We start from the raw sequence: 24,394 nt of genomic DNA, 5'->3' as shown, positions 1-24,394 counted from the left end.
AGCTTTTTTAGTTATATCTATAGAGATATTTTTTGAGAGTGACTATTCTGTGCATAAACCATTTTTAGATATAGTCAGGTTAATTATGTGCTTATTTATTTAGACATAAATTTGATAAATTTTGTACTAAATTCAAAGTGCCTCTGTAACTTTAGCCGATAAAGCCATAATTTAGCAGACATATAAGAATCCGGTTTGATTCGGAGAATTTACTTGCGTGGGTAGGGAACAGGAAAGAAGGCATAGATCCGTTTGAAAAAGTCAAATGCCATTTGGCTTGTAGAAAACACTGAAATGAGTAACTAAACTGGTGTTTGAGAAAGCATTTAAGCCTTTTGCTTGCGGAAAACACCAAAATGAGAAAGCATTTAAGCTTTTTGCTTGCGGAAAACACCAAAATGAGAAAGCATTTAAGCCTTTTGAGAAAGCATTTAAGCCTTTTGCTTGCTGAAAACACCAAAATGAGAAAGCATTTAAGCCTTTTGAGAAAGCATTTAAGCCTTTTGCTTGCTGAAAACACCGAAATGAGAAAGCATTCGAGTATTTTGAGAAAGCATTTAAGCCTTTTGAGAAAGCATTTCAGTATTTTGAGAAAGTATTTTAGTATTTTGATAAAGCAATTAGGCTTTTTGATAAAGCAACCAGTAAATATACCTGAAGATTAAAAATCACGGCTGTACATAGCTTGCTTCCCGTTCGCCCTTAGCGTTCTGTAGACAAGGGTACAAAGCCGACGCTTAGATATGCTGATTTAATCGACCGTAACTAAAATCACTATTATCTAGTTGAATCGCATAAATATCGCCAACAGCTTGGCTAGTAATTTGGCAAAGAATCAGATCATCTCCCTGAAGAGTAGCAATAACTAAAGCAGGTCTGCGTTTTGTATCAGTTAAATTTGAAAATGGAAATGGAACAATAACAACATCACCTTTTACAAATCCTGCCATGCTGAATCTTCCTCTGGTCTTAACCAATCTTTTTGCAATGATGATTTACTCATAATGGTAATTTCTAAGGTTTTTTCTTTTTGGTACTTGGCTTGTAAGAACTGAACAAAATATAAAATTTCCTGTAACAGAGGTTCAGGTAATTTTTCTAGCTCTTGTGTAATCTGTTCTTTAAGCATAATTATTTTATTTTGTGCTTTGGCAATATCTAAAATAATATTTATCATATCTGTTTTTGAATAAAAATATAAAATCAAATAAATTCTACTTTCTAAAGCTTAAAGCTAATATACTCATCCTGCACAAGGCAGAAGCAGCAAAGCTTTAATAGTGAAAGTTTATTAAGATATTGGAGATGCGATCGCATCTCGTGACAATCGTTATTATTACATTTGCGATCGCTACTGATAACTTGTTATTTACTTATTAAAGTATTAAAATTTACGCAGACAAGTATTCTTACTCTAGTAAGTTAAATTTATACCTTCTGAATGAGCCTCTTCAACCCATAGTAGGAGTATCACTTTCTATTGAGCGTCTACTATAAACAACTAGGAAATAAAATTGCAGTATATTTGCCTTTTAAATTATGGACTGGAAGTACAGGTGGAAAAATGGTTATCGGCCAAGCCGAGACGAAGCAGCAAAAAATCCTCATTTGTTAGATGAGAGCCAGTTCGAGAACGAACAAGACCGAAAGCTTGCTGAAGAAACTACAAGGAAGCATTTGGGCGTACCTGCACCAACTTTAGACGAAGACCAATCAATACTACCTCATGCAGCTTCGCCTAATAACAAAGTTTAACCCTAAGACATAGGCATTTTGTGCTTATGTCTGCTCCATACCATTATCAAGTTTAAAAAAATGCAGATTTCGCAACTTCTCAATCAATTAAATAATAAGAAATTTACTAAGTTACTCACACAGACAGTAGCTTTAGGTGTAGGTGCTATTGTTCTATTCTCAACTACTAATGCTAATGCTGCCGAGCAAGTTGTTTTAAAGTATGGTACTTTTCAGGGGCAAGTATCTGTTGAAGAATTAAGTCAGTTTACAGAAACTGGCAAGACTACCCCAACATTAAGAGCTTATTTAGAAGCAGCGCAACAAGACCCCGCAGTAGCTCGTAAGGCATTGAAAGCCCCAATAAAAGCTGATGCTGCTTTTTTAAATAGCTTACTAGCTAGTTGGGCAGGGCCAATTTTAGTTAACCAAATTGGTGAGGTAGTTCATCCTCCCGCAGGACAATTAGACCAGCAAGCATTGCGAAGCGCTTTAAGTACATCTATTCAACAAAATGGTGAAGTGACATTACTTGGAGCCATTCAGAATTATCCAAATACTTCTGTTGAACTTGAAGGAGATCGTCTTATTTCTGTTTATGAACGCCTTAGCAGTCTTGCAGAACTCTTATAGGGTAACTTAGAGACAATGCAGTTGCGATCTAATAATTAGACCTCTTGGCATTTGTACCTTTTGTACTCTTGTGGGGAAAGGGGGAAAGGTTAAAGGGGAATGTTAATTCTATCCCTTTCCCCAACTTCTGCAAGAAGTCGATTGATTTAGTATCTCAATAGTCGTAAATTTTCGTCACGATCGCAATGAAGTTAATACTGATGAGTCTGTCTTAGGGTTCATACTGTGTTAATTAAAAATTCCCTAACCTAAATGTAGAGTTTAGTCTAAAAATAGGAAAGGGATTTTTATGACAACCGATGTTTCTAAAAATACTAACAAAAATCTGAATGGGTCACTGATAACAGGTGTTCTGTTGAGTATTTTAGGGGTTATTGCGATCGCAGCACCTAATTTCACCACCTTATTCGCCGAAACTTGGATTGCAGCGATTTTGATTTTTGCCGGATTTACAAAACTAGTTTATGCCACTCAAACCCGCCACCAAGGAGGTTTTATTTGGAAACTTCTATTGAGCGGGCTTTATATTGCAACAGGCATTATGCTGTTTGTTTATCCTTTTACAGGTGTACTCACACTAACTCTGTTGCTTGGTAGCTTTTTACTGGCTGAAGGTACATTCGAGTTAATTTTGGCATTCCGGTTACGTCCGCAAGAAAACTGGACGTGGGTACTCGGTGATGGGATTATTACGCTGGTTTTAGGCGCAATGATTTGGTTCCAGTGGCCCTTCAACGCACCTTGGCTTCTGGGTACACTAGTTGGTGTCAGCATTATTTTCACTGGTATTTCACGCGTGATGCTGGCGTTGAATGCGCGTTCTACCTCGAATCCTACTAATGAAGCTGCAAATCCTACTTAGTAGATAGGAGTGGGAGTGGGGAGTGGGGGAGCAGAGGAGCAGAGGAGACAAGGGGACAAGGGGACAAGGAGACAAGGGGACAAGGACAAGGAGACAAGGAGACAAGGAGACAAGGGGACAACCCGGAATTATTGAACAAGTCTCTCCCTTATCTACCCCCTCTTCCTTGTCTACCTTGTCTCTTCTCCATACCCAATGCCCAATGCCCCATTCCCAAACTTAAGTAGTCAAAGTTTACAAGACGACATTGCAGCAGCGATGCCTACGGCTGGCTATGCCTACGCCAACAAAATTGCTAAATTAACAAAGGAAATCAAAATCAAGGCCAGCTAGCTGCAATTAACAATGGTATCTATTGCTACTCCATTCTCGGATATTCAAAACCATTGGGCACGCTCATTTATTACAGCCTTAGCCCAACGCGGTATTGTCAGTGGGTTGCCTAATGGCACTTATCGCCCCGATAATTCACTTACCCGTGCTGAATTTGCCGCTATTATCGCTAACGCATTTGGGACAGTTTCCAAGAAGCGGCAGTATGTTTCCTTTGTTGATGTACCCACGAATTATTGGGCAGCAGCAGCCATCAAAACAGCTTACGAAAAAGCATTTATTAGCGGATTCCCTGATAAAACTTTCCGTTCTGCTAACCGAATTACTAGGGTAGAAGTCTTAGTTTCCTTGGTAGCAGGCTTAGAAATTGCTACCAAGGTTAAACCTGACCTGCTCTCAAAACTCTCACAGATTTATCAGGATTCTGTACAAATTCCTGAATATGGTAGAAATCATGTAGCTATTGCCACCAGCGCTGGATTGGTGGTTAGTTTCCCAAATATTAAATTACTCAATCCTAATCTCGCTGCTACTCGTGCAGATGTGGCAGTGATTATTTATCAAGCCTTAGTGTATTTAGGTCAGGCAGAAAAAATTGCTTCTAGTTACTTAGTACAGCCGCCAATATTAACGCCAACACCAACACCAACACCAACTCCAACTCCAACGCCAATTCCAACTCCAACTCCAACTCCAACTCCAACTCCAATTCCAACTCCAATTCCAACTCCAACACCAACTCCAACGCCCACACCTATCGGCAGCGTTAGGGTAAATCATAGCCGGGAATTCCGGGGAGCATGGGTAGTATCTGTGTGGAATGGTGATTGGCCTTCCAAACCGGGACTTACTGTTGCTCAACAAAAAGCAGAACTTACCGAGATTATTACTAAATTACAAGCGCTAAACTTCAATGCTCTGATTTTCCAGGTGCGACCGGAGGGAGACGCTTTGTATGAATCTCGATTAGAGCCTTGGAGTGCTTGGATTACAGGAACTCAGGGGAAAGCACCAGAACCATTTTACGATCCTTTAGCCTTTGCGATCGCAGAATGTCACAAGCACAATATTGAACTCCATGCTTGGTTTAACCCCTACCGTGCTAGCACTTCCACCGACCCAGCTAAAACAGTCCGTCCCCACATCGCAGCTACTAATCCAGAAAGCGTTTATTTGTGGAAAACACAACGCTGGATGGACCCAGGACTAAAAATAGTTCAGGATAGAGCGTATAACGTAATTCTCGATGTAGTCAAGCGCTACGATGTTGATGGCATTCACTTAGATGATTATTTCTATCCATATCCCATTGAGGGACAGTCTTTCCCCGATGATAAAACCTACGCTGCATATAAAGCAGCTGGTGGCACACTCAGCCTTAACGATTGGCGACGAGACAATGTTAACAAAATGGTACAGCGCCTCTGGCAGGGAATTAAAACAGCCAAACCCGACGTAAAATTTGGTATTAGTCCTTTTGGGATTTATCGCCCCGGCCAACCTGCTGGTATTACCGGATTGGATGCTTACAACGTGCTGTATGCTGACTCCAAAAAATGGTTAGAAGAAGGCTGGATTGATTATATCGCTCCTCAACTTTACTGGCGCACAGACCAACCACAACAAAGTTATCCAGCGTTGCTACAGTGGTGGACACAGGTAAACACAAAGCAAAGACACGTTTATGCTGGTAACAATTTGACAGAACCAAGCAACAAGAGTCGCGAGAGTGATGAGATTGAAAAGCAGGTAAAAATTAGTCGTAGCCAAGCTGGACGATTGTCACTGGGGAATATCTTCTTTAATCTCAGTGTTTTGACAGAAAATAGTCAGGGCATTGCTGATAAATTTCAAAGTCTGCTGTATAACAAACCTGCCTTACCACCGACTTTGCCTTGGCAGGATACAACACCACCATCTCCACCCATTGGACTACAAGTCAATAACCGCAAACTGAGTTGGCAGCCTGGAGATAATCAGCCAGTTCGTTCCTGGACACTTTATCGGCTGAGTGGCGATACTTGGACAATTCAACGAATTTTATCTGCTGGTACAACATTCGCTACCGTCCAACAAGCCGGAACTTATGCCGTGTGTGCAGTAGATAGATTAGCTAACGAGAGTTTGGGAACAGTTATTACAGTTAGTTGAACAAAAGTGCTGCCAGATTCGCGATAACTTTATATATATGGATACAACTGACGAATAAAAGTCAGACTCCTCAAGATAAAACTAGTCTAATAATAGTGTAACTGCGGCATTAAAACCATCATCACCCGCTCAAACACTGATGCTAGAAATTTTTTGAATAAATAGCTTGCTACCCTTACGCTATCCGTTAGTTGCACAAAATTCATTCTGAATATTGGCTCCTGACTCCTAAATTCCATTTCGATAATTAACTCTTATAAGTAAAAATCTGTTTTTAACCTTTTCATAACTTAAGATTAACCAAAATTTATCCGGTATCAGCTCTAGAATTTCTGAAGTAAACATTGTACAAAAAAGCTAGGACGTACAGGATGGAAATTACATGAGTCGAAAAGCCAGTAAAGTGTTTATACAGTCTGGGGTAATTCCTTACAGAGTGAACAATGGTAAAGTTGAAATCTTGCTAATTACAACTCGTGACTTTCAACACTGGGTGATTCCCAAAGGAGATATTCCTAATGGTATGAGTCCACCTGATTCCGCAGCCAAAGAGGCGTGGGAAGAAGCAGGGATAATTGGGCAAATAGATGCAAATGAACTGGGAACTTACAAGTACCGCAAACAAGGCAAAATTTATTGCGTCAAGATGTATTTATTATCAGTTGATATGCTGAGTGAAGATTATCCAGAAGCAAGTAAAAGAAAACGACAGTGGGTAGAAGTGAATAAAGCTATCAGGCGGGTTAAGTTTAATTCACTCAAACGAATCCTTAAAGGTTTTTTCCAGGTCGAATCTCAATTTTGTTCATTACGATGTTAAATAACAACCACAATAAATCAAACTATCTTATACAATATAAAATTAATTAAAGGTTTGAGCCGTTGACCACAAACCTTTGTTTATTCACACTTACTTACTTAAATCCATAGCAAAGCTATCCAAGTTTTTATACCGACAATTCCATCAGCTTGCAATTTTTTAGATGTTTGAAAACTAACAATTGCATTCTTAACTGACTCAGAAAAACGCCCATCGATGGCATCAGTATATAATCCAATATCTTTTAATTGCTGTTGTAATTGTTTTACTCTTAGCCCAGAATCTCCTAGCTGCAATCCATTAAATCTATTCAAATCGGCTCGACCACTAACACCAGTTACACCAGATATATCACCTTCATATTGATGGATTAAGTATTGTCCTTGCCAAGCACCAGGAATAGTTGGGTTCCTAGTTCCATAGTGGGCAATCCATAACGGATAACTAGCAAAATCAGATGGATTCCCAAGTTGTTCCCAAAAACTGGGGAAGGTATAAATAATTGGTTTGATTGGTTTTTTTGTTTGTTGCAAAAGGGCTTTTTCCACCTCTGCTAACCATAACTTCGCTCCATTAATTACAGCTTGGCTACTTCCTTTGTCAGTTACTTCTACATCCAGAACTGGTGGTAAGTCTCCTGGTTCTAATTTGCCGAGCGTTTTTAAGAATTCTTTTGCTTGCTGAACCGGGTCAGATGTATGAGGGTGAAAAAAATGATAAGCACCGCGAATCAGACCAACAGCTTTCATGGTTTGCCAGTGATGAGCAAAAGCAGAATCTTTGATGCTTACTCCTTCTGTGGCTTTGGCAAATGCAAAAGTTTTACCAGAGTTTTTTACTGCCGTCCAATCTACTCTGCCATCTTGATCGGCAACATCAATTCCTTCCATAAAATTTTTTAACCTTTTTGATGAGTACAATCCTGAACTTATCAGAGGCTTTGATTAAATTTATGCTTTTTCTGGGTATTTGAGTAAATTACAGAAATTTACTAGGGTTGAGTGTTAACGGCTCGTACTGGAGTCACTCTAACTTTACCTGTACAAGGCTTGATTTGTTCTGTAAGGGTAAAGTGCTCGTAAGCATTTGGAGGTGTGATTTGAATTTTACTAGACATTGGGCAATTTTGATCTGGGGAACTAATGTGGTTGTAAGCTATTTGAAATGAGGCTTGTTTTCCAGGAGCCAGAGTTACTTGTTGTCGAGGTTGCTTACTCGAAAAGTAAGTATCCTTGGAGCGAATAACTTTAATCCCCTGTAAAGGTTGATCTTTTGCATCCAGTAGTCCCAATCCCGGATAACCGTAGAGGGTGCAAGGAGATGAGCCGTTATTGGTGAAGGCGTAAGTAAGTGCAACATTCCCAACGCCAGCATCTTCGGAAATTCGGCGCACTGATAATTGGCTAGTTTCACAGCGCGTCGGATTTGTGGCAGTAGTGGCTTCAGGGGTAGAATGCTCTATAGGTTTTGCAATCGGTGCAGGTGTTGAACTCAACACAGCTTCTTTCGTCGGCTGTTCAGTGCTTGCTGGCAAAGCTTGCGGTTGTTTTGTAACAGAGGAAGAACCGACACAGCCAGTTGTCATTGCAGTTAGGAGCAACAACATACTGCTTTCCACAATTAGAATTCGCATATCTTCTTTTTTTGTAGTGAACTACTTACACTGATGCTTCATATACAGTATAAGTTTCCAAATTTACAAGGGTTATGCACGTCCGCTCCAATGACTTGTTCTGCTGCATCATTACATAACGAATTCAACAGCTTATCCATCTTTTTGGGCAACATGAACAGCAGAAAGAAATGAGAGGTTTACACTATCTCCAAAGTTCCTCAGCTTTTCCCGCAATTGTACAAATAGCAACTCCTTCGCCTTTGGCTCCAGTCTGCTCATGGTACTTAATAGCTTAAAGAAGTCATCGATGCTGTACGTCACCTCACACGCGATTTGCTCAGTCACTAATTTCTTAAAATAACCAGAGTCTAGAATGTCTTGTTCAAACCCTCTCAAAATTTCCGCTTGAATTTCTGCACCTTCATAGCGGACAAGTGAGGGAGCATAAACTTGATACACTTGCTCGATCGCTTGGTAAACTTCATATTTCAGTTCAGGTCTGAGATTCCATAGTAGGATGAGAAAGCCGTTGTCGCGTAATGCCGTTGCTGCCTTGGCATAGCGAATTTCTGACGGTATCCAGTGAAAGGCATTAGCAGATAGAACGGCATTGAACTGTTTTGCTTTTAGTTCCCACTCCTCAAATGAGGTGTTGTGGATTGCAACGTTTGGATAGGTTGCACAGTTGCGTTGTGCCAAACGACAAAAATCTTGGTTTGGCTCAATACACGTCATTGAAAAACCAAATTGAGCAAAAGCTACTGTCGCATTTCCTGGACCACAACCGACTTCAAGAATCGATGCATCTGAGTCAAGTTGGGCTAAAACGACAGACCGCTCAATCAGTTGCTTTGGATATTGTGGTCTGGCGTTGTAATAAATATCAGCTACGGGAGAATACCAATTCCTTCGCTGTTCTAAATCTATAGAAGCTCTGGCATTTATTTCTTGTTTAGAGTCTTGCATAAGCTAGTTTTATCAGCTTTTGAGTCGAACTTTATTTTATTTAGTTTCCTGGAGCAAAGACCAATTTAATATCGATTGTCGCGATACTGTTTGCAAGATTACCATCAAACAAAGTAGGTACTGCAAAATACCTTCGCATCCTGCTAAAGATTGCCTTGTCGTGAGTTTGATTTTACATCCCCGTCCCCGAAGCTAAGTATTCATTCAAATCGCCCATTTACATAACGGTTTGAGCTTTGGTTCAGACGGGAACCTTTACGTCAGTAGTAGTCTGACTGATAGTGTTTTAAGGTACAACGGGCAAACAGGAGCTTTTATCGATACTTTTGCTACAGAGGAAAAAGGGTCGGAACCTGATGGCTTGAGCTTTGGGCCAGACGGCAATCTCTACATCGCTAATTTTCGGACTAATAATATCTTGCGCTATAACGGTAAGACAGGAGCTTTTATCGACACTTTTGTCCCATCTGGCAGTGGCGGACTTAACGGCCCTGTAAAGCCAATCTTTGGTACCGACGGTAACCTCTACGTTAGTGGTTTAAATAGTAACAATATATTGCGTTACGACGGTAAGACAGGAGCTTTTATTGACACCTTTATCCCTGCCGGTCGGGGTGGGTTAAATGGGGCTGGCTTTTTGGCTTTCACTGAAGACAGCACTGTTATTCCTGAATCTAGAATGGGGCTAGCTGTGTTGGCACTTGGTACTGTGCTAGGAACAAGCAAGGTACTTAGCCGTAAGCAGAAAGCCAGATCATAAAAATCCAGCAATTACTAAAGCTTGAGTAGAAACCCCAGGCGATTTGAGCATTTTGATTCCAAATACCCAAAAATTTAAATATAAATTGAATCTACTACAATTTGGAGAGGAAGTAGCAGTTAATGGCTGTACTTCCCCTCCAAATAATAATTATTTTTACTATTTTTTGGTAATTTCATTTTTTTGAATTCTCTGATACAAATTAAATATTATCTGTTGCTTCAATCAAAGCACTAACAATTCCTGGTTCACTCATCGAATGTCCGGCATCAGGAACCACTATAAATTCGGCTTCCGGCCAAGCGCGATGTAATTCCCAAGCTGATATCATTGGGCAGACTACATCATAGCGTCCCTGAACAATTACAGCCGGAATATGGCGGATGCGGTCTACATTTAAGAGTAATTGATCTTCTGTTTCCAAAAATCCCTTATTCATAAAGTAATGGCATTCAATCCGAGCAAAAGCTGAAGCAAATTCACTCTCACCAAACTTTTGCATCAGTTCTGGATCGAAGAAAAGTCTACTAGTACTAGCTTCCCAAATTGACCAAGCACGCGCTGCTGTTAATTGAATTTCTAAATCTGGATTGGTCAAGCGTTTGTAATATGCTGCGATTAAATCGTCACGTTCATCTATGGGAATTGGTTTGAGATATTCTTCCCAAGCATCAGGAAAAATATAACTAGCACCCTCTTGATAAAACCAGCGCAACTCTTTTTGTCTCAGCATGAAGATGCCACGCAGAATTAATCCTGTGCATCGAGAGGGATGGGTTTGACTGTAAGCTAGTGATAAAGTGCTACCCCAACTACCACCGAAAACCGCCCACTTATCTATACCTAAATGTTGGCGCAGTTTTTCGATATCACTAACTAAATCCCAAGTGGTGTTTTCTCGTAATTCGGCATGGGGCGTACTTTGACCACAACCGCGCTGATCAAACATCACTAACCGCCATTTTTCTGGGTGGAAATATTGCCGATAAAAAGCTGGACATCCGCCACCAGGGCCCCCATGCAGCAAAACGATGGGTTGACCTTGGGGGTTTCCTGACTCTTCAAAATGGATAGTATGAAGGTCGGAAACTTGTAAACTACCTTCTAAGTAAGGCTCGATCGCTGGGTAAAGTTCTCGCATCTTGGATATTTTATCAGTAATGTTGTGATGGCGATCGCTATGTCTTGGTGAAACAACTTCGCTTCTCCCAATTTTGGGAGAAGGGGGATTTACGTCAGAGGTTTAATTTTTTTACCTTGGAACTGGTACTTGATTAATTACCGACGCAATTACCGCATCCATTTGTAAACCATCCAGCATCGCTTCTGGTTTCAATATGAGACGATGACGTAGCAACGGTGATGCAACTGCTTTTACATGATCTGGCGTTACAAAATCCCTTCCCGCTAACCACGCTAAAGCTTGAGATGTCTGCAACCAAGCACCGGTAGCGCGGGGTGATGCACCCAAAGTTAAATCGGGATATTGACGCGATGTTCTCACCAACGCCAACAAATAATCAACGATCGCTTCTGATACTTTAACTTCTTTGACTGCTTGTCGTGCTTCTAAAATATCGGCTACTGTTGCGATTGGTTTCAAACGGCTAATATCTAAACGTCGTGCTGCAAAACCCGCCTGACGATTGAGTAACATTTGCTTTTCAGCAGCTTGATCGGGGTAATCTACCATCAGCTTAAATAAAAATCTGTCTAACTGGGCCTCTGGTAAAGGATAAGTACCCTCAAATTCTAGGGGATTTTGGGTTGCAATTACCCAAAATAAATCTGGTAAAGGCAAACTTTCACCATCTAGTGTTACCTGCATCTCTTCCATTGCTTCTAGCAGCGCCGCTTGTGTCTTGGGCGGAGTCCGGTTGATTTCGTCTGCTAGTAATACTTCAGTAAATATTGGCCCTTTTTTCAATGTGAAATTGCGGCTATTCAAGTCAAAAATATTAGTACCAGTAATATCTGAAGGTAAAACATCTGGTGTTAATTGAATCCGGCGAAATTCCCCTTGAATTAACTGCGCCAACACTTTTACTAGTAGAGTTTTCCCAGTTCCCGGTACTCCTTCTAAAATTACGTGCCCACCCGCTAGCAGCGCTACTAAGAGTTGCTGTATTAAGCTAGATTGTCCGACAATTACTTGATTAAGACCTTGACCAAGACGAATTAAAATAGGATGTGTTTCACTCATATTTTTTATTGATAAATAACCAACGCAGAGTACAATTCCAAAAAAATAATTACGAATTACGAATTACGAATTACGAATTAGTCTAATGCTTCGCCATTTTCCCAACCAGCTTAACAGGTCTCGTTCGCTGATGGGTTGTTTGCGAGATTGTAGCTTTAAAACTGCATCTAGTTCGGCTGCACTTGCACCTGTTTTTTCTATCCAGAAATCGATCAAGGCTTGACGTTCTAAAAGTACTTGCCCTAATCCCAAGACTTTTTGGAGTTCTAGTTGTTCTTGTTTACCCACCATCTCAACAACAAAGTCGGTGGTATCAGCTTTCTGCAACACTCCGGCTAAAGCTTGGATGTATGCTTCGCTATTATCTACAACTGGTGTATCTAAAGCTACTGGCTTGCCAAAGCGGCGATTCTGCGCCCAAACTAGCACTAATAGCAGGATACCTACTTGTATCAAGATTGGAAGTAAAGGAGTTTTGGCAAAAAAGCTAGATAAATCTCCTTCGCTTTCTTTCTTCCTGATATCGGCATCTTTATAGCCGTGGATGTATTCATCGACAAAGACTGTGTTACTTTTTTCAGTAACCAAACTAGCTAAATACTTGAAATTACTTAAATAATCTTGATAGGCGTTGGCAGCTAAATAAGGAGTGGTAGAAAAAATCACCTTTCCTTTTTTGTAATTTTCTTTCCAGACAACAGCACCAAAGCGATCGCCTAAATTAACTTGCTTAGAGTTAGCTTTTTTATATCGTCTACGTGTATCAATTTTAATATCACCTTCAGGAGATTTTTGCATAGTGCTAAACTCCGCTTCTGTAACCCGCGCCTTTGCACCCAAAATTACCAAAGTATTCCCTTTTTCTACCCATTCCCGCTCTTGACTATCTAGTGTGGTTTCTCTGGGATAGCCGCCTACTTGTAGCAGAGTAACTGGGTTGTTCTCTGGCTGAATATCACTAAAAGGCTTTTGCCAACGCTTGATAGAAATTCCCTGTTGTTGCATAAAAGCGTACCAAGCACCATAGCCATCAGAGTTACGGTTATAGGTAGAGCCAGCGTTAATTTTAGTATTATTGGGAGCCGCGAACAAACTAAGTAAAACGATCGCACTGGCTGCGATCGCTCCCATCCAAGCAAGGCGATTTGGACGTTTCATTTTCGACTTTCATAGTCTTTAAATATCACTGTTAATACTTACTTATTTTTCAGGCAAAGTCAAAAATATAATTAACTTTATCAATACCTTGTCCTTTAGGACACGCTACGCGAACACCAATTTACGCGGATCGGCTAAGTTGAATCGAGACAATCACCAAGATTTCTGTTTCATTCCTTCCAACGGGTTATGTTCATATCCGTGTCGATATTGGTTGATGTGGAGTGCTTATATTAACTAAACCAAATGAGCTTTATCTAAATCAAGTATAAAATTAGACATATTTGCCGAGGCTGTTTAATTTAAAAAAAAGCGAAGCTTGGGAGTTAAGCGATCGCATATTTACATAGCAAGAAAAATAGCGATCGTCCTTGGGGCGTCTACCAACGCCTGATTTCCCTTGTGATTCTGAATCTAGAAGTTTAAGGAAAAACGGTTATGCCAGCAGAAGAACCATCGATTATCCTCATCAAAGATATCAATACCAATAGAGCTTCCTCAATTCCCCAAAATCTGACGAATGTCAACGGTACGCTGTACTTCAGTGCCACTAACAGCAGTGGGGGCACTGAACTGTGGAAGAGTGATGGTACTGAGGCTGGTACAGTCCGTGTCAAAGATATTTATACTGGTACGGCTAGCTCTTACCCAGAATATCTGACAAATGTCAATGGGACGCTGTACTTCAGTGCCACTGACAGCAGTGGAGGCACTGAACTGTGGAAGAGTGATGGTACTGAGGCTGGTACTGTCCGTGTTAAGGATATCGTCTCTGGTACGCAGACCTCTAAGCCGCAAAATCTGATGAATGTCAACGGCACACTGTACTTCAAAGCTTCTGACAACACTGGTGGCTTTGAACTGTGGAAGAGTGATGGCACTGAGGCTGGTACTGTCCGCGTCAAGGATATTGTCTCTGGTATCAGTGGCTCTGACCCGCAAAATCTGACGAATGTCAACGGCACATTGTACTTCAGTGCTACTGACAGCAGTGGGGGCACTGAACTGTGGAAGAGTGATGGCACCGAGGCTGGTACTGTCCGCGTCAAGGATATTGTCTCTGGTACGGGTAGCTCTAGCCCAGCATCTCTGACGAATGTCAACGGCACGCTGTATTTTGTTGCCTCCGACAGCAGTGGGGACAATGAACTGTGGAAAAGTGATGGCACTCAGGCTGGTACTGTCCGCGTTAAGGATATTAATACTGGTGCGGGTGGCTCTAACCCAGCATATCTGACGAATATCAACGGTACACTTTACTTCAGAGCTTATGACGGTGCTGGCTTTGAACTGTGGAAGAGTGATGGTACTGAGGCTGGTACAGTCCGTGTCAACGATATTTTCTCTGGCATGGGTAGCTCTTACCCAGAATATCTGACGAATGTCAACGGCACGCTGTACTTTGTTGCCTCCGACAGCAATGGCGATCGCGAACTGTGGAAGAGTGATGGTACTGAGGCTGGTACAGTCCGTGTCAAGGATGTTTATACTGGCATCGTTAGCTCGAACCTGGCATATCTGACCAATGTTAACGGCACGCTGTACTTCAGAGCCTATGACAGCAGTGGAGGGGTTGAACTGTGGAAAAGTGATGGTACTGAGGCTGGTACAGTTCGTGTCAAGGATATTAATACTGGCACCGGTACTTCCGATCCGCAAAATCTGACAGATGTCAACGGTACGCTGTACTTAAATGCCACCGACAGCAGTGGAGGGGTTGAACTGTGGAAGAGTGATGGTACTGAGGCTGGTACCGTCCGCGTCAAAGATATTTTTTCTGGTACGACTGATTCTTACCCCAAAAATCTGACGAATGTCAACGGCACGCTGTACTTTGTTGCCACCGACACTAGTGGGGGGACTGAACTGTGGAAGACTGATGGCACTGAGGCTGGTACCGTCCGCGTCAAGGATATCTTCTCTGGGATGAGTGGCTCTTACCCAGCAAATCTAACGAATATCAACGGCACGCTGTACTTCAATGCCACTGATAACACTGGGGATCGAGAACTGTGGAAGAGTGATGGCACTCAGGCTGGTACTGTCCGCGTCAAGAATATTAATAGTACGGGTAGCTCTAACCTGGCATATCTGACGAATGTCAACGGTACACTGTACTTTGTTGCCACCGACACTAGTGGGAGGACTGAACTGTGGAAGAGTGATGGTACCGATGCTGGTACTGTCCGCATCAAGGATATTAATGTCACAGCTAGCTCTAACCTGGCAAATTTGACGAATGTTAACGGTACCCTGTATTTCACTGCTACCGACAGCAGTGGCGATCGCGAACTGTGGAAGAGTGATGGCACCGAGGCTGGTACTGTCCGCGTCAAGGATATTTATACTGGCACGAGTCACTCTAAGCCCCAAAATCTAACGAATGTTAACGGCATCCTGTATTTTAATGCCACCGAAAGTACTGGGGGGACTGAACTGTGGAAAAGTGATGGCACCGAAGCTGGTACTGTCCGCGTTAAGGATATCATCTCTGGCGTCGTTGGCTCTGACCCGCAAAATCTGATGAATGTCAACGGTACGCTGTACTTCAGTGCCTTTGACAGCAGTGGGGGTCGGGAATTGTGGAAGAGTGATGGCACCGAAGCTGGTACTGTCCGCGTCAAGGATATTGTCTCTGGTACAGGTAGCTCTCACCCACAAAATCTGACGAATGTCAACGGTATGCTGTATTTTGTTGCCACTGATAGCACTGGAGGTTATGAACTGTGGAAGAGTGATGGTACTCAGGCTGGTACCGTCCGCGTTAAGGATATTTATACTGGCACGGGTAGCTCTAACCCAACATATCTAACGAATGTCAACGGCACGTTGTACTTTGTTGCCACCGACAGCAGTGGCGATCGCGAACTGTGGAAGAGTGATGGCACTGAGGCTGGTACTGTCCGCGTTAACGATATCTACCCTGGCTTACCTGGCTCTAATCCCACCAACCTAACTTACGTTAATGGCAAACTCTACTTTGTTGCTGACAATGGTAACACTGGGCTGGAACTTTTTAAGCTTGACCTCAACAGTACGCCCACTGACATGAGTCTAAGTGCCAGTAGTGTTAACGAGAATGTTCCTGGCAACACAGTAATTGGCAACTTTAGTACCGTTGATGCCGATGGAGACAACACCCACAGCTACACCCTAGTTTCGGGTACAGACAACAACGATAACAGCGCCTTCACGATTGTCGGTAACCAGTTACGTATCAACGCTTCACCCGACTACGAAACCAAGAATAGCTACAACATCCGTGTACGTACCACAGATGAGGGTGGTTTATTCTACGAAAAAGCGATCGCGATCGGAGTCAACAATATTAACGATGCCCCAAAAGCATTAAGTACTATTGCTGACCAAACAGCAACAGAAGACGCCATCTTCAACTTTACCGTACCAACAACCACCTTCAGCGATGTCGATGCAGGCGACACCCTGACCTATACTGCTAGCCTCAGTAACGGCAATCCATTGCCGGCTTGGTTAAGCTTTAATCCAACCACGCGCACTTTTAGCGGCACGCCATTAAATCAAAATGTGGGCAGCCTCAGCCTCAAAGTTACCGCAACTGATAAGGATGGAGCTAGCGCCAGTAGTGTATTTGGTCTAGCGATCGCCAATACAAATGATGCTCCAGTTGTGAGTAATGCGATCGCAGACCAAACAGCTACAGAAGACATTGCCTTTAGCTTTGTGGTGCCAGCAAATACCTTCAGTGATGTGGATGCGGGAGATAATCTCGTTTACACCGCAACTTTGGAAAATGGTAATCCACTTCCTGTTTGGTTAACTTTCAACGGCACTACCTTTAGTGGTACTCCCACAAATAACAACGTTGGTAGCCTCAACATCAAAGTTATAGCCAATGATGGAACGGCAACTATCAGCGATGTTTTTGCATTAACAGTGGCTAATACCATTAGTCAATTTCCGAATGAAATTACTGGTACTTCAGTTGCAGACAACCTGACTGGTACGGCGAACAAGGATATTATCTCAGGATTGCTGGGCAATGACACGCTCAACGGGCTAGGTGATAACGACACCCTCGATGGCGGCGATGGAAATGATTTCTTAGATGGTGGTACAGGAGATGACAGTCTCATTGGTGGTAAAGGCAATGACACTTATACTGTGGACAGCATCGGCGACACTATTATTGAATCTGCCAGTGCAGGCACAGATTTAGTCAAGTCTTCTGTGAGTTGGGTGTTGGGAGCTAATCTGGAAAACTTAACCCTAACTGGAAGCACAGCAATCAATGGTACTGGTAACAGCCTTAATAACATCTTAATTGGAAATACTGCCGCTAACACTTTGAATGGAGTTGATGGCAATGATAGCCTGATTGGTGATGACGGCAATGATACCTTGTTGGGTGGTGCAGGCAATGACACCTTAGATGGAGGTTTGGGAGCAGATAGTCTCAATGGTGGAATCGGCAATGAAACTTACATCGTAGACAACCTCAACGATGCGATTACTGAAGCTTTAAATGCAGGCACAGATTTAGTTAAGTCTTCGGTGAGTTGGGTGTTGGTAGATAACCTGGAAAATTTGACCCTAACTGGAAACTTGGCAATCAATGGTACTGGTAACAGCCTTAATAACATCTTAATTGGGAATACTGCCGCTAACACTTTGAATGGAATTGATGGCAATGATAGCCTGATTGGTAGTGACGGCAATGATACCTTGTTGGGTGGTGCAGGCAATGACACCTTGGATGGTGGAGTTGGCAATGACAGCTTAGATGGTGGAGTCGGCGATGATATTTACATCATAGACAGCCTCAGCGATTCTGTTACTGAAGGCCTAGATGCAGGCACAGATTTAGTTAAGTCTTCGGTGAGTTGGGTGTTGGGAAATAACCTAGAGAACTTGATTCTGAGTGGAACTTCAGCAATCAATGGTACTGGTAACAACCTTAATAACATTCTCACAGGAAATAGTGCCGCTAATATCTTGAATGGAGTTGATGGCAACGATAGCCTAATTGGTGGTTCTGGCAATGACACCTTGTTGGGTGGTGCGGGTGACGATAGCTTAGACGGAGGTGCGGGAATTGATAGTCTCGACGGTGGAGTTGGCAATGACATTTATACTGTAGACAACCTTAGCGATACTGTTACTGAAGGTTTAAATGCAGGCACAGATTTAGTTAAGTCTTCGGTGAGTTGGGTGTTGGGAAATAACCTAGAAAACTTGACCCTGAGTGGAACTTCAGCAATCAATGGTACTGGTAACAACCTTAATAACATCCTGACGGGAAATACTGGCGCTAACATCTTGAATGGAGTTGATGGCAACGATCGCCTTTTTGGTAACTCAGGCAATGACACCTTGCTTGGTGGTGCAGGTGACGATGTACTCGCTGGTGGAGTTGGTCGAGATATATTGACTGGTGGAATTGGTCGAGATAGCTTCAACCTGGCTGATACTCGCACTGGAGGCTATGACACTATTACTGATTTTACTGTTGGAGATGATACTATCTTCGTTTCTAAGACAGAATTTGGACTGAGCCAATCTCAGGATACGGTACTGGATTCGAGCTTATTCCGACTTGGGACTAGTGCGACAATTGCAGGCGATCGCTTTATCTACGATCGAACTACGGGGAACCTATTCTTTGATAAAGATGGGGTTGGTAGTGCTGCACAAGTTCAGATAGCCCAGTTCTCGAATCAGGTAGCGCTTACTAGTGCAGATATTACTGTCATTGCCTAATGAAAGCGAACTAAGTAAAATCCTCGCGATCGCTGACACATTGCTAAGGGCAGAGGAAATTATCATTCTCGGTAATACAAAAGGTTAAACTCGTTGTAGTTCTCATGCTGAACATGGCAACTACAACGATAATAAAAAGCTACCTAAACCTTCTTTGCACGCGGGTTGAACGGGGATATTATGGCTATTTAAGCACACATAACATCACTCAAATTGCACAAGCGATCGCTCCTATCCAAGCAAGGCGATTTAAACGTTTCATTTTTGATCGCTTTGTTTCAGGATTATAAGTGTTAATACTTACTTATTTTTCAGGGAAAGTCAAAAATATAATCAAGTGGCTTCATTTTCTCAGAGCGCTCGCCTGTTTAATAGACCTGCCTTGAAAATAGAGGCTGAAACAACGCAAAATCGTTCCAAGATCATTTTCATTGTTCCTTGTGAGCGCAGCTCATGGAGTCTCTTGCAAAAATATATTTTTGCACTCTTAGGGAAAAGGGAAAAGGTTAAAGGGAAAGGATTTTGAGTTTTTTTACCCTTTTCCCCCGCCCCTTATCCCCAGAGGGGGCCCCACCTTCCCCTTTACCCCGACTTTTGCAATAAGTCTAATGAATGCTTCTAAATTTTGGGTAGCAGTGGCATTGTCAAACAGAACCTTGCTTGAGAGTTTTAGGGCTTCACGAACTGAGTATCGCTAATCGATAGAACCTAAAGAATTGCTGTACTCCGGTGTATATATGAGTTAAAATTGCGATTCTCGGAAATAGTGGAAATCCTGCATCTGGCTGCATTATCGCTTATGTTTTAAAGGAGAAGATTGTTCGTGCTATTTGAGCGGTGTTTATGGACGAGAATGAAAAACGAATCCTTGACTCATGGCAAATGAATGCTAAATTATGGACACAAGCAATTCGTAATAAACAAATTGAAAGCCGTGCGATCGCCACAGATGCCGCTATAGTTAAAGCGATAACCCAACTTAATCCAAGAACATTCTTAGATATTGGATGCGGTGAGGGATGGTTATCTCGACAGCTTTTTTCTTTAGGAATTGATGGCTGGGGTGTTGATTTTTGCGCTGATCTCATTGAGACAGCAAAGGATAGTGGTGATTCTCGCTTTGTTGTCTGTTCGTACTCGGATCTTGCATCACAAAGATTTAGCACCATTAACTCTTTCTCTTGCTTGATCTGCAACTTTTCAATTCTAGGCGAATGCGCTCTTGATGAGATCGCTAAGGCAGGTCATAGCCTGTTAGAGGACAAAGGCAAAATAATCATTCAAACACTTCATCCGATAATTGCTTGCGGTGACTCTCCATACTCTAATGGGTGGCGCGAAACTTCATGGCAACCAAATGCAGATCGACCATTCTACCCTACTCCTTGGTATTTCCGAACCCTGGAATCATGGATTAACGAATTCCATGCTTTGAATTACCGATTGCTAAATTTATATGAGCCATCCGATCCCAAAACAAATAAACCGATTTCCATTATTTTTGTCTTTGAACGGGAGTAAAGTATTAATTAACCGGACTTGATATTAGAGGATGTTTGAAAATTAGTATGCTGTGATTTTAATCACATTATTACCCTCCTTAATCCTCCCTTATAAAGGCTACGATGTACACACAAGTCTGAAGTTGTTCAATAATCTGGGTTTTACCCCACCCTAACCACTGCTTGAATTCAAGAAACGCTCGCCCGAATTCAATCAACGACCGCCCGAATTCAATCAACGACCGCCCGAATTCAACAAACGATCGCCCGAATTCAACAAACGATCGCCCGAATTCAATCAACGATCGCCCGAATTCAACAAACGCTCGCCCGAATTCAATCAACGATCGCCCGAATTCAATCAACGATCGCCCGAATTCAATATATTTATTGCATAAATTCTCAAAACCTCCCCCCAAACCTGATTTACTAAGGTTTTAGCTTTAGTTTTACCCCACCCTAACCATCACAGTTACTAATTTCATGCTAAAGCAAAACTAAAGCTCCCCTTCTAACTGTTGGGCTACCAGTTTGGCAAATAACCCTGTTTGGGCGATCAATTCCGAAAAATTACCTACCTGCACGACATGACCAGCGTCGATAACATAGATGCGATCGGCATTACGAATTGTGCTGAGGCGATGGGCAATTACCACTCTGGTAGCATTTAACTTAGCTAAACTTTCAGTTACAATTGCCTGGGTGCGGTTGTCTAGGGCGCTGGTCGCCTCATCCATTAAGATAATTTTAGGCTTGGAAACAAGCGATCGCGCAATCAATAATCTTTGCCGTTGTCCACCAGAAAGATTACTACCACCCTCAGCGACGATCGTATGCATCCCCATTGGCATTTGCTTGATATCATTAGCAAAGCCTGCCATTTGTGCCGCTGACCAAGCTTCTTCTAGAGAAACTAAAGCACCGCCGGTGATGCTATCAAAAATCGATCCTGTGCCGATTTTACCATTTTGTAGTACCACTCCTAACTGTCTTCGCACAGCCTGGAGTTCCATCTCTGCTAAGTCTTTGCCATCATAATAGATGCTACCTGTCAATGGAGTTTCAAATCCCAATAACAACCGCAATATCGTTGATTTTCCACTTCCAGAAGACCCAACGATCGCAACAAATTCTCCTGGTTCGGCATGGAGGCTGACATCATTGAGAATTAAGCTGCCATTCTCCGAGTAACGAAAGCTGACACGATTTAGGGCAATGCGACCGCTTAATTGACCAGGATTAACCTTGGTTGAGTCATATTCAGGCTGCGATCGCCAAATCGGTTTTGCTCGTTCCCAAATTGGTACAATACTCCAAATTTCCGATACAGTATTGCTCAGGTCAATTACTCCTTTGATAAAAATCGTCAAAGCATAGTTAAAAGCAACGAATGTACCCAGTGTTAGGCGTGTCTGCATTAACAGCATGGCAAACCCAAACAGCAGTATAGAACTTACCAAAGGGAGTGCTTCGTTAAATATAGAAATACCATCTTTAATCTCTTGCCAACTCGCCTTCAGTCGGATCTGCTGGCTGTACTTTTTTGCCCAAGCGGCAAATGCACGTTCTTCTGCCATTGTCACTCGCAGCTTGGCAACACCGTTGATTAGTTGGACGGTGAGTCCCTGAATTGCGCCATTGAGTTCTTGCTCTTTTTGCGATTTCTTCACCAAGAGGAAACTTGCAACAGTCGTAACCACAGTGGCAAATATTGCTAAACCCACGCCCACAAGTGCTAGTTGCCAACTGTAAATGAACATCAGCACCAAGTTGAATAAAGCAAAAACTCCACTCAACAACGTTCTTTGGGTAGCACCGCTAAGTTTTTGATGAATTTCTCTCACCGCCATAACGCGATTGACCAAATCTCCAGAAGTATACTGGCGAAAAAAGCTAGGACTTAATCTCAGCAGGCGATCCCAAATGGCTGGCTGTAATATGCTATCAGTGGCGCTTTCCACTCGTAGGGTAATAATGCTTTGGGCAATTTGAAAAGCTAACTGTCCAAAGGCGACTGCAAACATGACCAATCCGATCTGCCAAAGCATTGCGCGATCGCTATCTGGAATGGCATGATTGATTAAAATTGCTGTTGCTTGCGGTGCAACCATGCCCAATATTGTGCCTAGTAGCCCTACCACTAAAATACTGGCGATGTCTTTTTCATAACCCTTAACCCCAAACCGCAGTAAATCAATGGCTTTGAGCGCAACTTGGGGTAACGGTCGATACAGAACGTAGGTTAATGGTGACAGTGTTTTTGCTATTGATTCATTTACAGGTGTGCGAGTTCGCGCTACGGGGTCAAAGATGACATAATCCCGATTATCTGTAGGTAACAACGCCACTGGGCGTTCCAACTGAGTATAAGCTAACATTGCTCCTTGGTCTTGACGCCACCAGCCATCTGCTAAAGTTATCCGGCGGATACGAATTTGTGATGCTTGTGCGATCGCGGCTACAGGGTCTTTAATAGAATTCAAATCCTCTACTGGTGGACGAATCTCTATTCCCAGCGATCGCCCAACTGCCCCAAATGCTACCAATAAGGGCGGCCCTTCCTGAGAAAAAACCGCCTCCTGCTGTGGCTGCAATACTGTTGCTAAATCAGAGAGTGCCCCCTCTATTACTTGCTGATTAAATTGTTCGCGTTCCTGAAACTGCCGAAATTCTGCTTCTGTTTCTTTGTTTGCCAGCAAACTGAAGTAGTGAAAGAAATAAGTATGCAAACTGGCTAAACCTGCCAGAAGTTCCTCAGAATTTTCTACATCTGCCGTTGGCAACATCTGCCCAATAACCGCATCTTCTGCCTCCAGCCACATACCATTGGTGAGTGGAAACGCTGGTGAGGTAGAATTCAACGTTAATTCCTCAACTCCCATCCAGTGAGTATTGCCTTGCTGCAACTTCACCCATAAAAGTGTTTGTTGTCTTCCCTGTAGCGTTTCACCAGGCGATAATGAAAAATCCTGCCCTAATGTCTGCACAAGGTTTAATGGCGTAGTTAAAACTGTCTGCTGGGCGCTAAGAGATTGTCCTAAATGATTTACCCAACCTTCTAAAAATTCTATGGATTGAGAGTCAGCCGCCGCGATTTCCTTAACCAAATCAACCATTGACATCTGGCATAATTGGGTGGATTCAATTGCGATCGCTACAAAATTCCATTGGCTTTGTGCGATTACTTCCGGTAACAAGACTTCACCAGCGTTGACATGAAACAGATAGCGGCGATGCTCCTTTGGTAAACTGTTTTTAACTCTAGTTGCAAACACTGCTAATGTTCCAGACTGCAATATCCAGAATGTTTCTGGATCGTTCAACAGTAATGGTTCGTTTGCCTGAAAGGAGTATGGTTTGGAAAGAGGATTCACTTAAGGTAAATCGATGTGAGTTCAACGATTGGAAAAAGATATAAGAAAAACTATTGTATCCCGGCTGAATGTAACACAGATTTTTTGTGATGATGATATTACTTTAGAGAACATCAGCCTCAGGGACTTCCAAATAAAAAATAATTAATTGCTCAATCAGCAGGGAAAGCAGGGCAAGAAAAATCTGATAATCGTCTTGGATGGAAAAATTGAGTAATTTAACGTGTGCCTCCGTGAGAGACTCACGTAAATTTATAATTGCTGAAGAAGATTTGCCTTTGATGTCGCTTGAATAAGGAAAATGATAGAGTTAAAGGCGATCGCATAGCGAAAAATGTAAATAAGATATGGCTGACCAAAAAGATAAAGCTCAAGAAAAAAACCGCCTTGAACAGCTTCAAGAAGAACAAGGCAACACCGATGCTAAACACTCAGGCGGTGCTGGCGCTTCTGGTGGCAACTCAGGTGCAGGTAAATCTGGCACATCAAAAATTTCTGCCACTGGTACACCTGATGATATCGAAAAAATTGATCGAGAGTAAAG

At 42.4% G+C, this 24,394-nt stretch carries 21 protein-coding genes; 11 read left to right on the top strand and 10 right to left on the bottom strand.

Annotated elements, in window-relative coordinates; all coding sequences use genetic code 11:
- Window positions 1–356 precede the first annotated feature (356 nt).
- A complete protein-coding gene (locus RMZ42_RS10880; RefSeq protein WP_322671442.1) occupies window positions 357–665 on the top strand; it encodes a hypothetical protein in 309 nt (102 codons plus the stop codon).
- A 72-nt stretch (window positions 666–737) separates the two neighbouring features.
- Here the strand turns inward: RMZ42_RS10880 and RMZ42_RS10875 are convergent, their stop codons facing one another.
- Both RMZ42_RS10875 and RMZ42_RS10870 read right to left on the bottom strand, forming a co-directional pair.
- On the bottom strand, window positions 738–950 hold the full coding sequence (locus RMZ42_RS10875) for a type II toxin-antitoxin system PemK/MazF family toxin (RefSeq protein ID WP_322671441.1): 213 nt from the start codon (window positions 948–950) through the stop codon (window positions 738–740).
- The gene (locus RMZ42_RS10870) at window positions 935–1,177 is read right to left on the bottom strand and encodes a DUF2281 domain-containing protein (RefSeq protein WP_322671440.1); all 243 of its coding nucleotides are present in this window, start codon (window positions 1,175–1,177) and stop codon (window positions 935–937) included. The genes RMZ42_RS10875 and RMZ42_RS10870 overlap by 16 nt, the downstream gene beginning before the upstream one ends.
- A 362-nt stretch (window positions 1,178–1,539) precedes the next feature.
- Between RMZ42_RS10870 and RMZ42_RS10865 the strand changes: the two genes are divergently transcribed.
- The 6 genes from RMZ42_RS10865 (at window position 1,540) to RMZ42_RS10840 (ending at window position 6,533) form a co-directional block, all read left to right on the top strand.
- A complete protein-coding gene (locus RMZ42_RS10865; protein ID WP_322662184.1) occupies window positions 1,540–1,755 on the top strand; it encodes a bromodomain-containing protein in 216 nt (71 codons plus the stop codon).
- 60 nt (window positions 1,756–1,815) lie between these two features.
- Window positions 1,816–2,367 carry an alpha/beta hydrolase gene (locus RMZ42_RS10860; RefSeq protein WP_322671439.1) on the top strand — a complete coding sequence of 184 codons (552 nt, stop codon included), beginning with the start codon at window positions 1,816–1,818 and terminating at the stop codon, window positions 2,365–2,367.
- A gap of 289 nt (window positions 2,368–2,656) precedes the next feature.
- On the top strand, window positions 2,657–3,229 hold the full coding sequence (locus RMZ42_RS10855) for an HdeD family acid-resistance protein (RefSeq protein WP_322671438.1): 573 nt from the start codon (window positions 2,657–2,659) through the stop codon (window positions 3,227–3,229).
- Window positions 3,230–3,424: 195 nt separating this feature from the next.
- Entirely contained in the window at window positions 3,425–3,562 is a 138-nt protein-coding gene (locus RMZ42_RS10850; protein WP_322671437.1) for a hypothetical protein, read from the top strand.
- Between the two features lie 12 nt (window positions 3,563–3,574).
- Window positions 3,575–5,713 (top strand): glycoside hydrolase family 10 protein, encoded by a 2,139-nt coding sequence (locus RMZ42_RS10845; RefSeq protein WP_322671436.1) that lies wholly within the window; start codon window positions 3,575–3,577, stop codon window positions 5,711–5,713.
- A 382-nt stretch (window positions 5,714–6,095) separates the two neighbouring features.
- On the top strand, window positions 6,096–6,533 hold the full coding sequence (locus RMZ42_RS10840; RefSeq protein WP_322671435.1) for an NUDIX hydrolase: 438 nt from the start codon (window positions 6,096–6,098) through the stop codon (window positions 6,531–6,533).
- A gap of 98 nt (window positions 6,534–6,631) precedes the next feature.
- Here RMZ42_RS10840 and RMZ42_RS10835 read toward each other — a convergent pair whose 3' ends face one another.
- From RMZ42_RS10835 to RMZ42_RS10825, 3 genes are all read right to left on the bottom strand, one after another.
- A complete protein-coding gene (locus RMZ42_RS10835) occupies window positions 6,632–7,423 on the bottom strand; it encodes a GH25 family lysozyme (RefSeq protein WP_322671434.1) in 792 nt (263 codons plus the stop codon).
- Between the two features lie 101 nt (window positions 7,424–7,524).
- Window positions 7,525–8,166, bottom strand: coding sequence for a DUF4232 domain-containing protein (locus RMZ42_RS10830; RefSeq protein WP_322671433.1), 642 nt, complete (start codon window positions 8,164–8,166; stop codon window positions 7,525–7,527).
- A gap of 132 nt (window positions 8,167–8,298) precedes the next feature.
- Window positions 8,299–9,114, bottom strand: coding sequence for a class I SAM-dependent methyltransferase (locus tag RMZ42_RS10825; RefSeq protein WP_322671432.1), 816 nt, complete (start codon window positions 9,112–9,114; stop codon window positions 8,299–8,301).
- Between the two features lie 202 nt (window positions 9,115–9,316).
- On the opposite strand from RMZ42_RS10825, the gene RMZ42_RS10820 reads away from it, so the two are divergent.
- The gene (locus tag RMZ42_RS10820; RefSeq protein WP_322671555.1) at window positions 9,317–9,874 is read left to right on the top strand and encodes an SMP-30/gluconolactonase/LRE family protein; all 558 of its coding nucleotides are present in this window, start codon (window positions 9,317–9,319) and stop codon (window positions 9,872–9,874) included.
- A 202-nt stretch (window positions 9,875–10,076) separates the two neighbouring features.
- On the opposite strand, the gene pip is transcribed toward RMZ42_RS10820, so the two are convergent.
- From pip to RMZ42_RS10805, 3 genes are all read right to left on the bottom strand, one after another.
- Window positions 10,077–11,015: a prolyl aminopeptidase gene (gene pip, locus RMZ42_RS10815; protein WP_322671431.1), complete on the bottom strand. Its 939-nt coding sequence runs from the start codon at window positions 11,013–11,015 to the stop codon at window positions 10,077–10,079.
- Window positions 11,016–11,126: 111 nt separating this feature from the next.
- A complete protein-coding gene (locus RMZ42_RS10810; RefSeq protein WP_322671430.1) occupies window positions 11,127–12,077 on the bottom strand; it encodes a MoxR family ATPase in 951 nt (316 codons plus the stop codon).
- A 63-nt stretch (window positions 12,078–12,140) separates the two neighbouring features.
- The gene (locus tag RMZ42_RS10805) at window positions 12,141–13,235 is read right to left on the bottom strand and encodes a DUF4350 domain-containing protein (RefSeq protein ID WP_322671429.1); all 1,095 of its coding nucleotides are present in this window, start codon (window positions 13,233–13,235) and stop codon (window positions 12,141–12,143) included.
- A gap of 438 nt (window positions 13,236–13,673) precedes the next feature.
- On the opposite strand from RMZ42_RS10805, the gene RMZ42_RS10800 reads away from it, so the two are divergent.
- Both RMZ42_RS10800 and RMZ42_RS10795 read left to right on the top strand, forming a co-directional pair.
- Window positions 13,674–18,974 carry an ELWxxDGT repeat protein gene (locus RMZ42_RS10800; protein ID WP_322671428.1) on the top strand — a complete coding sequence of 1,767 codons (5,301 nt, stop codon included), beginning with the start codon at window positions 13,674–13,676 and terminating at the stop codon, window positions 18,972–18,974.
- 843 nt (window positions 18,975–19,817) lie between these two features.
- Window positions 19,818–20,495 (top strand): class I SAM-dependent methyltransferase, encoded by a 678-nt coding sequence (locus tag RMZ42_RS10795; RefSeq protein WP_322671427.1) that lies wholly within the window; start codon window positions 19,818–19,820, stop codon window positions 20,493–20,495.
- Window positions 20,496–20,574: 79 nt separating this feature from the next.
- On the opposite strand, the gene RMZ42_RS10790 is transcribed toward RMZ42_RS10795, so the two are convergent.
- Together RMZ42_RS10790 and RMZ42_RS10785 are read right to left on the bottom strand one after the other, a co-directional pair.
- A complete protein-coding gene (locus RMZ42_RS10790) occupies window positions 20,575–20,895 on the bottom strand; it encodes a hypothetical protein (protein WP_322671426.1) in 321 nt (106 codons plus the stop codon).
- Between the two features lie 78 nt (window positions 20,896–20,973).
- Window positions 20,974–23,850 (bottom strand): NHLP bacteriocin export ABC transporter permease/ATPase subunit, encoded by a 2,877-nt coding sequence (locus RMZ42_RS10785; RefSeq protein ID WP_322671425.1) that lies wholly within the window; start codon window positions 23,848–23,850, stop codon window positions 20,974–20,976.
- Between the two features lie 347 nt (window positions 23,851–24,197).
- Between RMZ42_RS10785 and RMZ42_RS10780 the strand changes: the two genes are divergently transcribed.
- Complete coding sequence (locus RMZ42_RS10780) at window positions 24,198–24,392, top strand: hypothetical protein (RefSeq protein ID WP_322671424.1); 195 nt, start codon at window positions 24,198–24,200, stop codon at window positions 24,390–24,392.
- Window positions 24,393–24,394 lie beyond the last annotated feature (2 nt).

It is taken from the genome of Nostoc sp. DedQUE05 (genome assembly GCF_034530955.1).
Taxonomy (GTDB): domain Bacteria; phylum Cyanobacteriota; class Cyanobacteriia; order Cyanobacteriales; family Nostocaceae; genus Nostoc.
The sequence above is the reverse complement of the archived record's forward strand: the minus strand, read 5'-3'. Positions and strand labels throughout refer to the sequence as shown.

Bases quoted from the DNA above. Each gene is read 5' to 3' on its own strand.
- RMZ42_RS10845 (WP_322671436.1), top strand. From the start codon at position 3,575: ATGGTATCTATTGCTACTCCATTCTCGGATATTCAAAACCATTGGGCA.
- RMZ42_RS10810 (WP_322671430.1), bottom strand. From the start codon at position 12,077: ATGAGTGAAACACATCCTATTTTAATTCGTCTTGGTCAAGGTCTTAAT.
- RMZ42_RS10835 (WP_322671434.1), bottom strand. From the start codon at position 7,423: ATGGAAGGAATTGATGTTGCCGATCAAGATGGCAGAGTAGATTGGACG.
- RMZ42_RS10840 (WP_322671435.1), top strand. From the start codon at position 6,096: ATGAGTCGAAAAGCCAGTAAAGTGTTTATACAGTCTGGGGTAATTCCT.
- RMZ42_RS10865 (WP_322662184.1), top strand. From the start codon at position 1,540: ATGGACTGGAAGTACAGGTGGAAAAATGGTTATCGGCCAAGCCGAGAC.
- RMZ42_RS10850 (WP_322671437.1), top strand. From the start codon at position 3,425: ATGCCCAATGCCCCATTCCCAAACTTAAGTAGTCAAAGTTTACAAGAC.
- RMZ42_RS10870 (WP_322671440.1), bottom strand. From the start codon at position 1,177: ATGATAAATATTATTTTAGATATTGCCAAAGCACAAAATAAAATAATT.
- RMZ42_RS10780 (WP_322671424.1), top strand. From the start codon at position 24,198: ATGGCTGACCAAAAAGATAAAGCTCAAGAAAAAAACCGCCTTGAACAG.
- RMZ42_RS10825 (WP_322671432.1), bottom strand. From the start codon at position 9,114: ATGCAAGACTCTAAACAAGAAATAAATGCCAGAGCTTCTATAGATTTA.
- RMZ42_RS10860 (WP_322671439.1), top strand. From the start codon at position 1,816: ATGCAGATTTCGCAACTTCTCAATCAATTAAATAATAAGAAATTTACT.
- RMZ42_RS10855 (WP_322671438.1), top strand. From the start codon at position 2,657: ATGACAACCGATGTTTCTAAAAATACTAACAAAAATCTGAATGGGTCA.
- RMZ42_RS10875 (WP_322671441.1), bottom strand. From the start codon at position 950: ATGGCAGGATTTGTAAAAGGTGATGTTGTTATTGTTCCATTTCCATTT.
- RMZ42_RS10795 (WP_322671427.1), top strand. From the start codon at position 19,818: ATGGACGAGAATGAAAAACGAATCCTTGACTCATGGCAAATGAATGCT.
- pip (WP_322671431.1), bottom strand. From the start codon at position 11,015: ATGCGAGAACTTTACCCAGCGATCGAGCCTTACTTAGAAGGTAGTTTA.
- RMZ42_RS10800 (WP_322671428.1), top strand. From the start codon at position 13,674: ATGCCAGCAGAAGAACCATCGATTATCCTCATCAAAGATATCAATACC.
- RMZ42_RS10830 (WP_322671433.1), bottom strand. From the start codon at position 8,166: ATGCGAATTCTAATTGTGGAAAGCAGTATGTTGTTGCTCCTAACTGCA.
- RMZ42_RS10880 (WP_322671442.1), top strand. From the start codon at position 357: ATGAGAAAGCATTTAAGCTTTTTGCTTGCGGAAAACACCAAAATGAGA.
- RMZ42_RS10805 (WP_322671429.1), bottom strand. From the start codon at position 13,235: ATGAAACGTCCAAATCGCCTTGCTTGGATGGGAGCGATCGCAGCCAGT.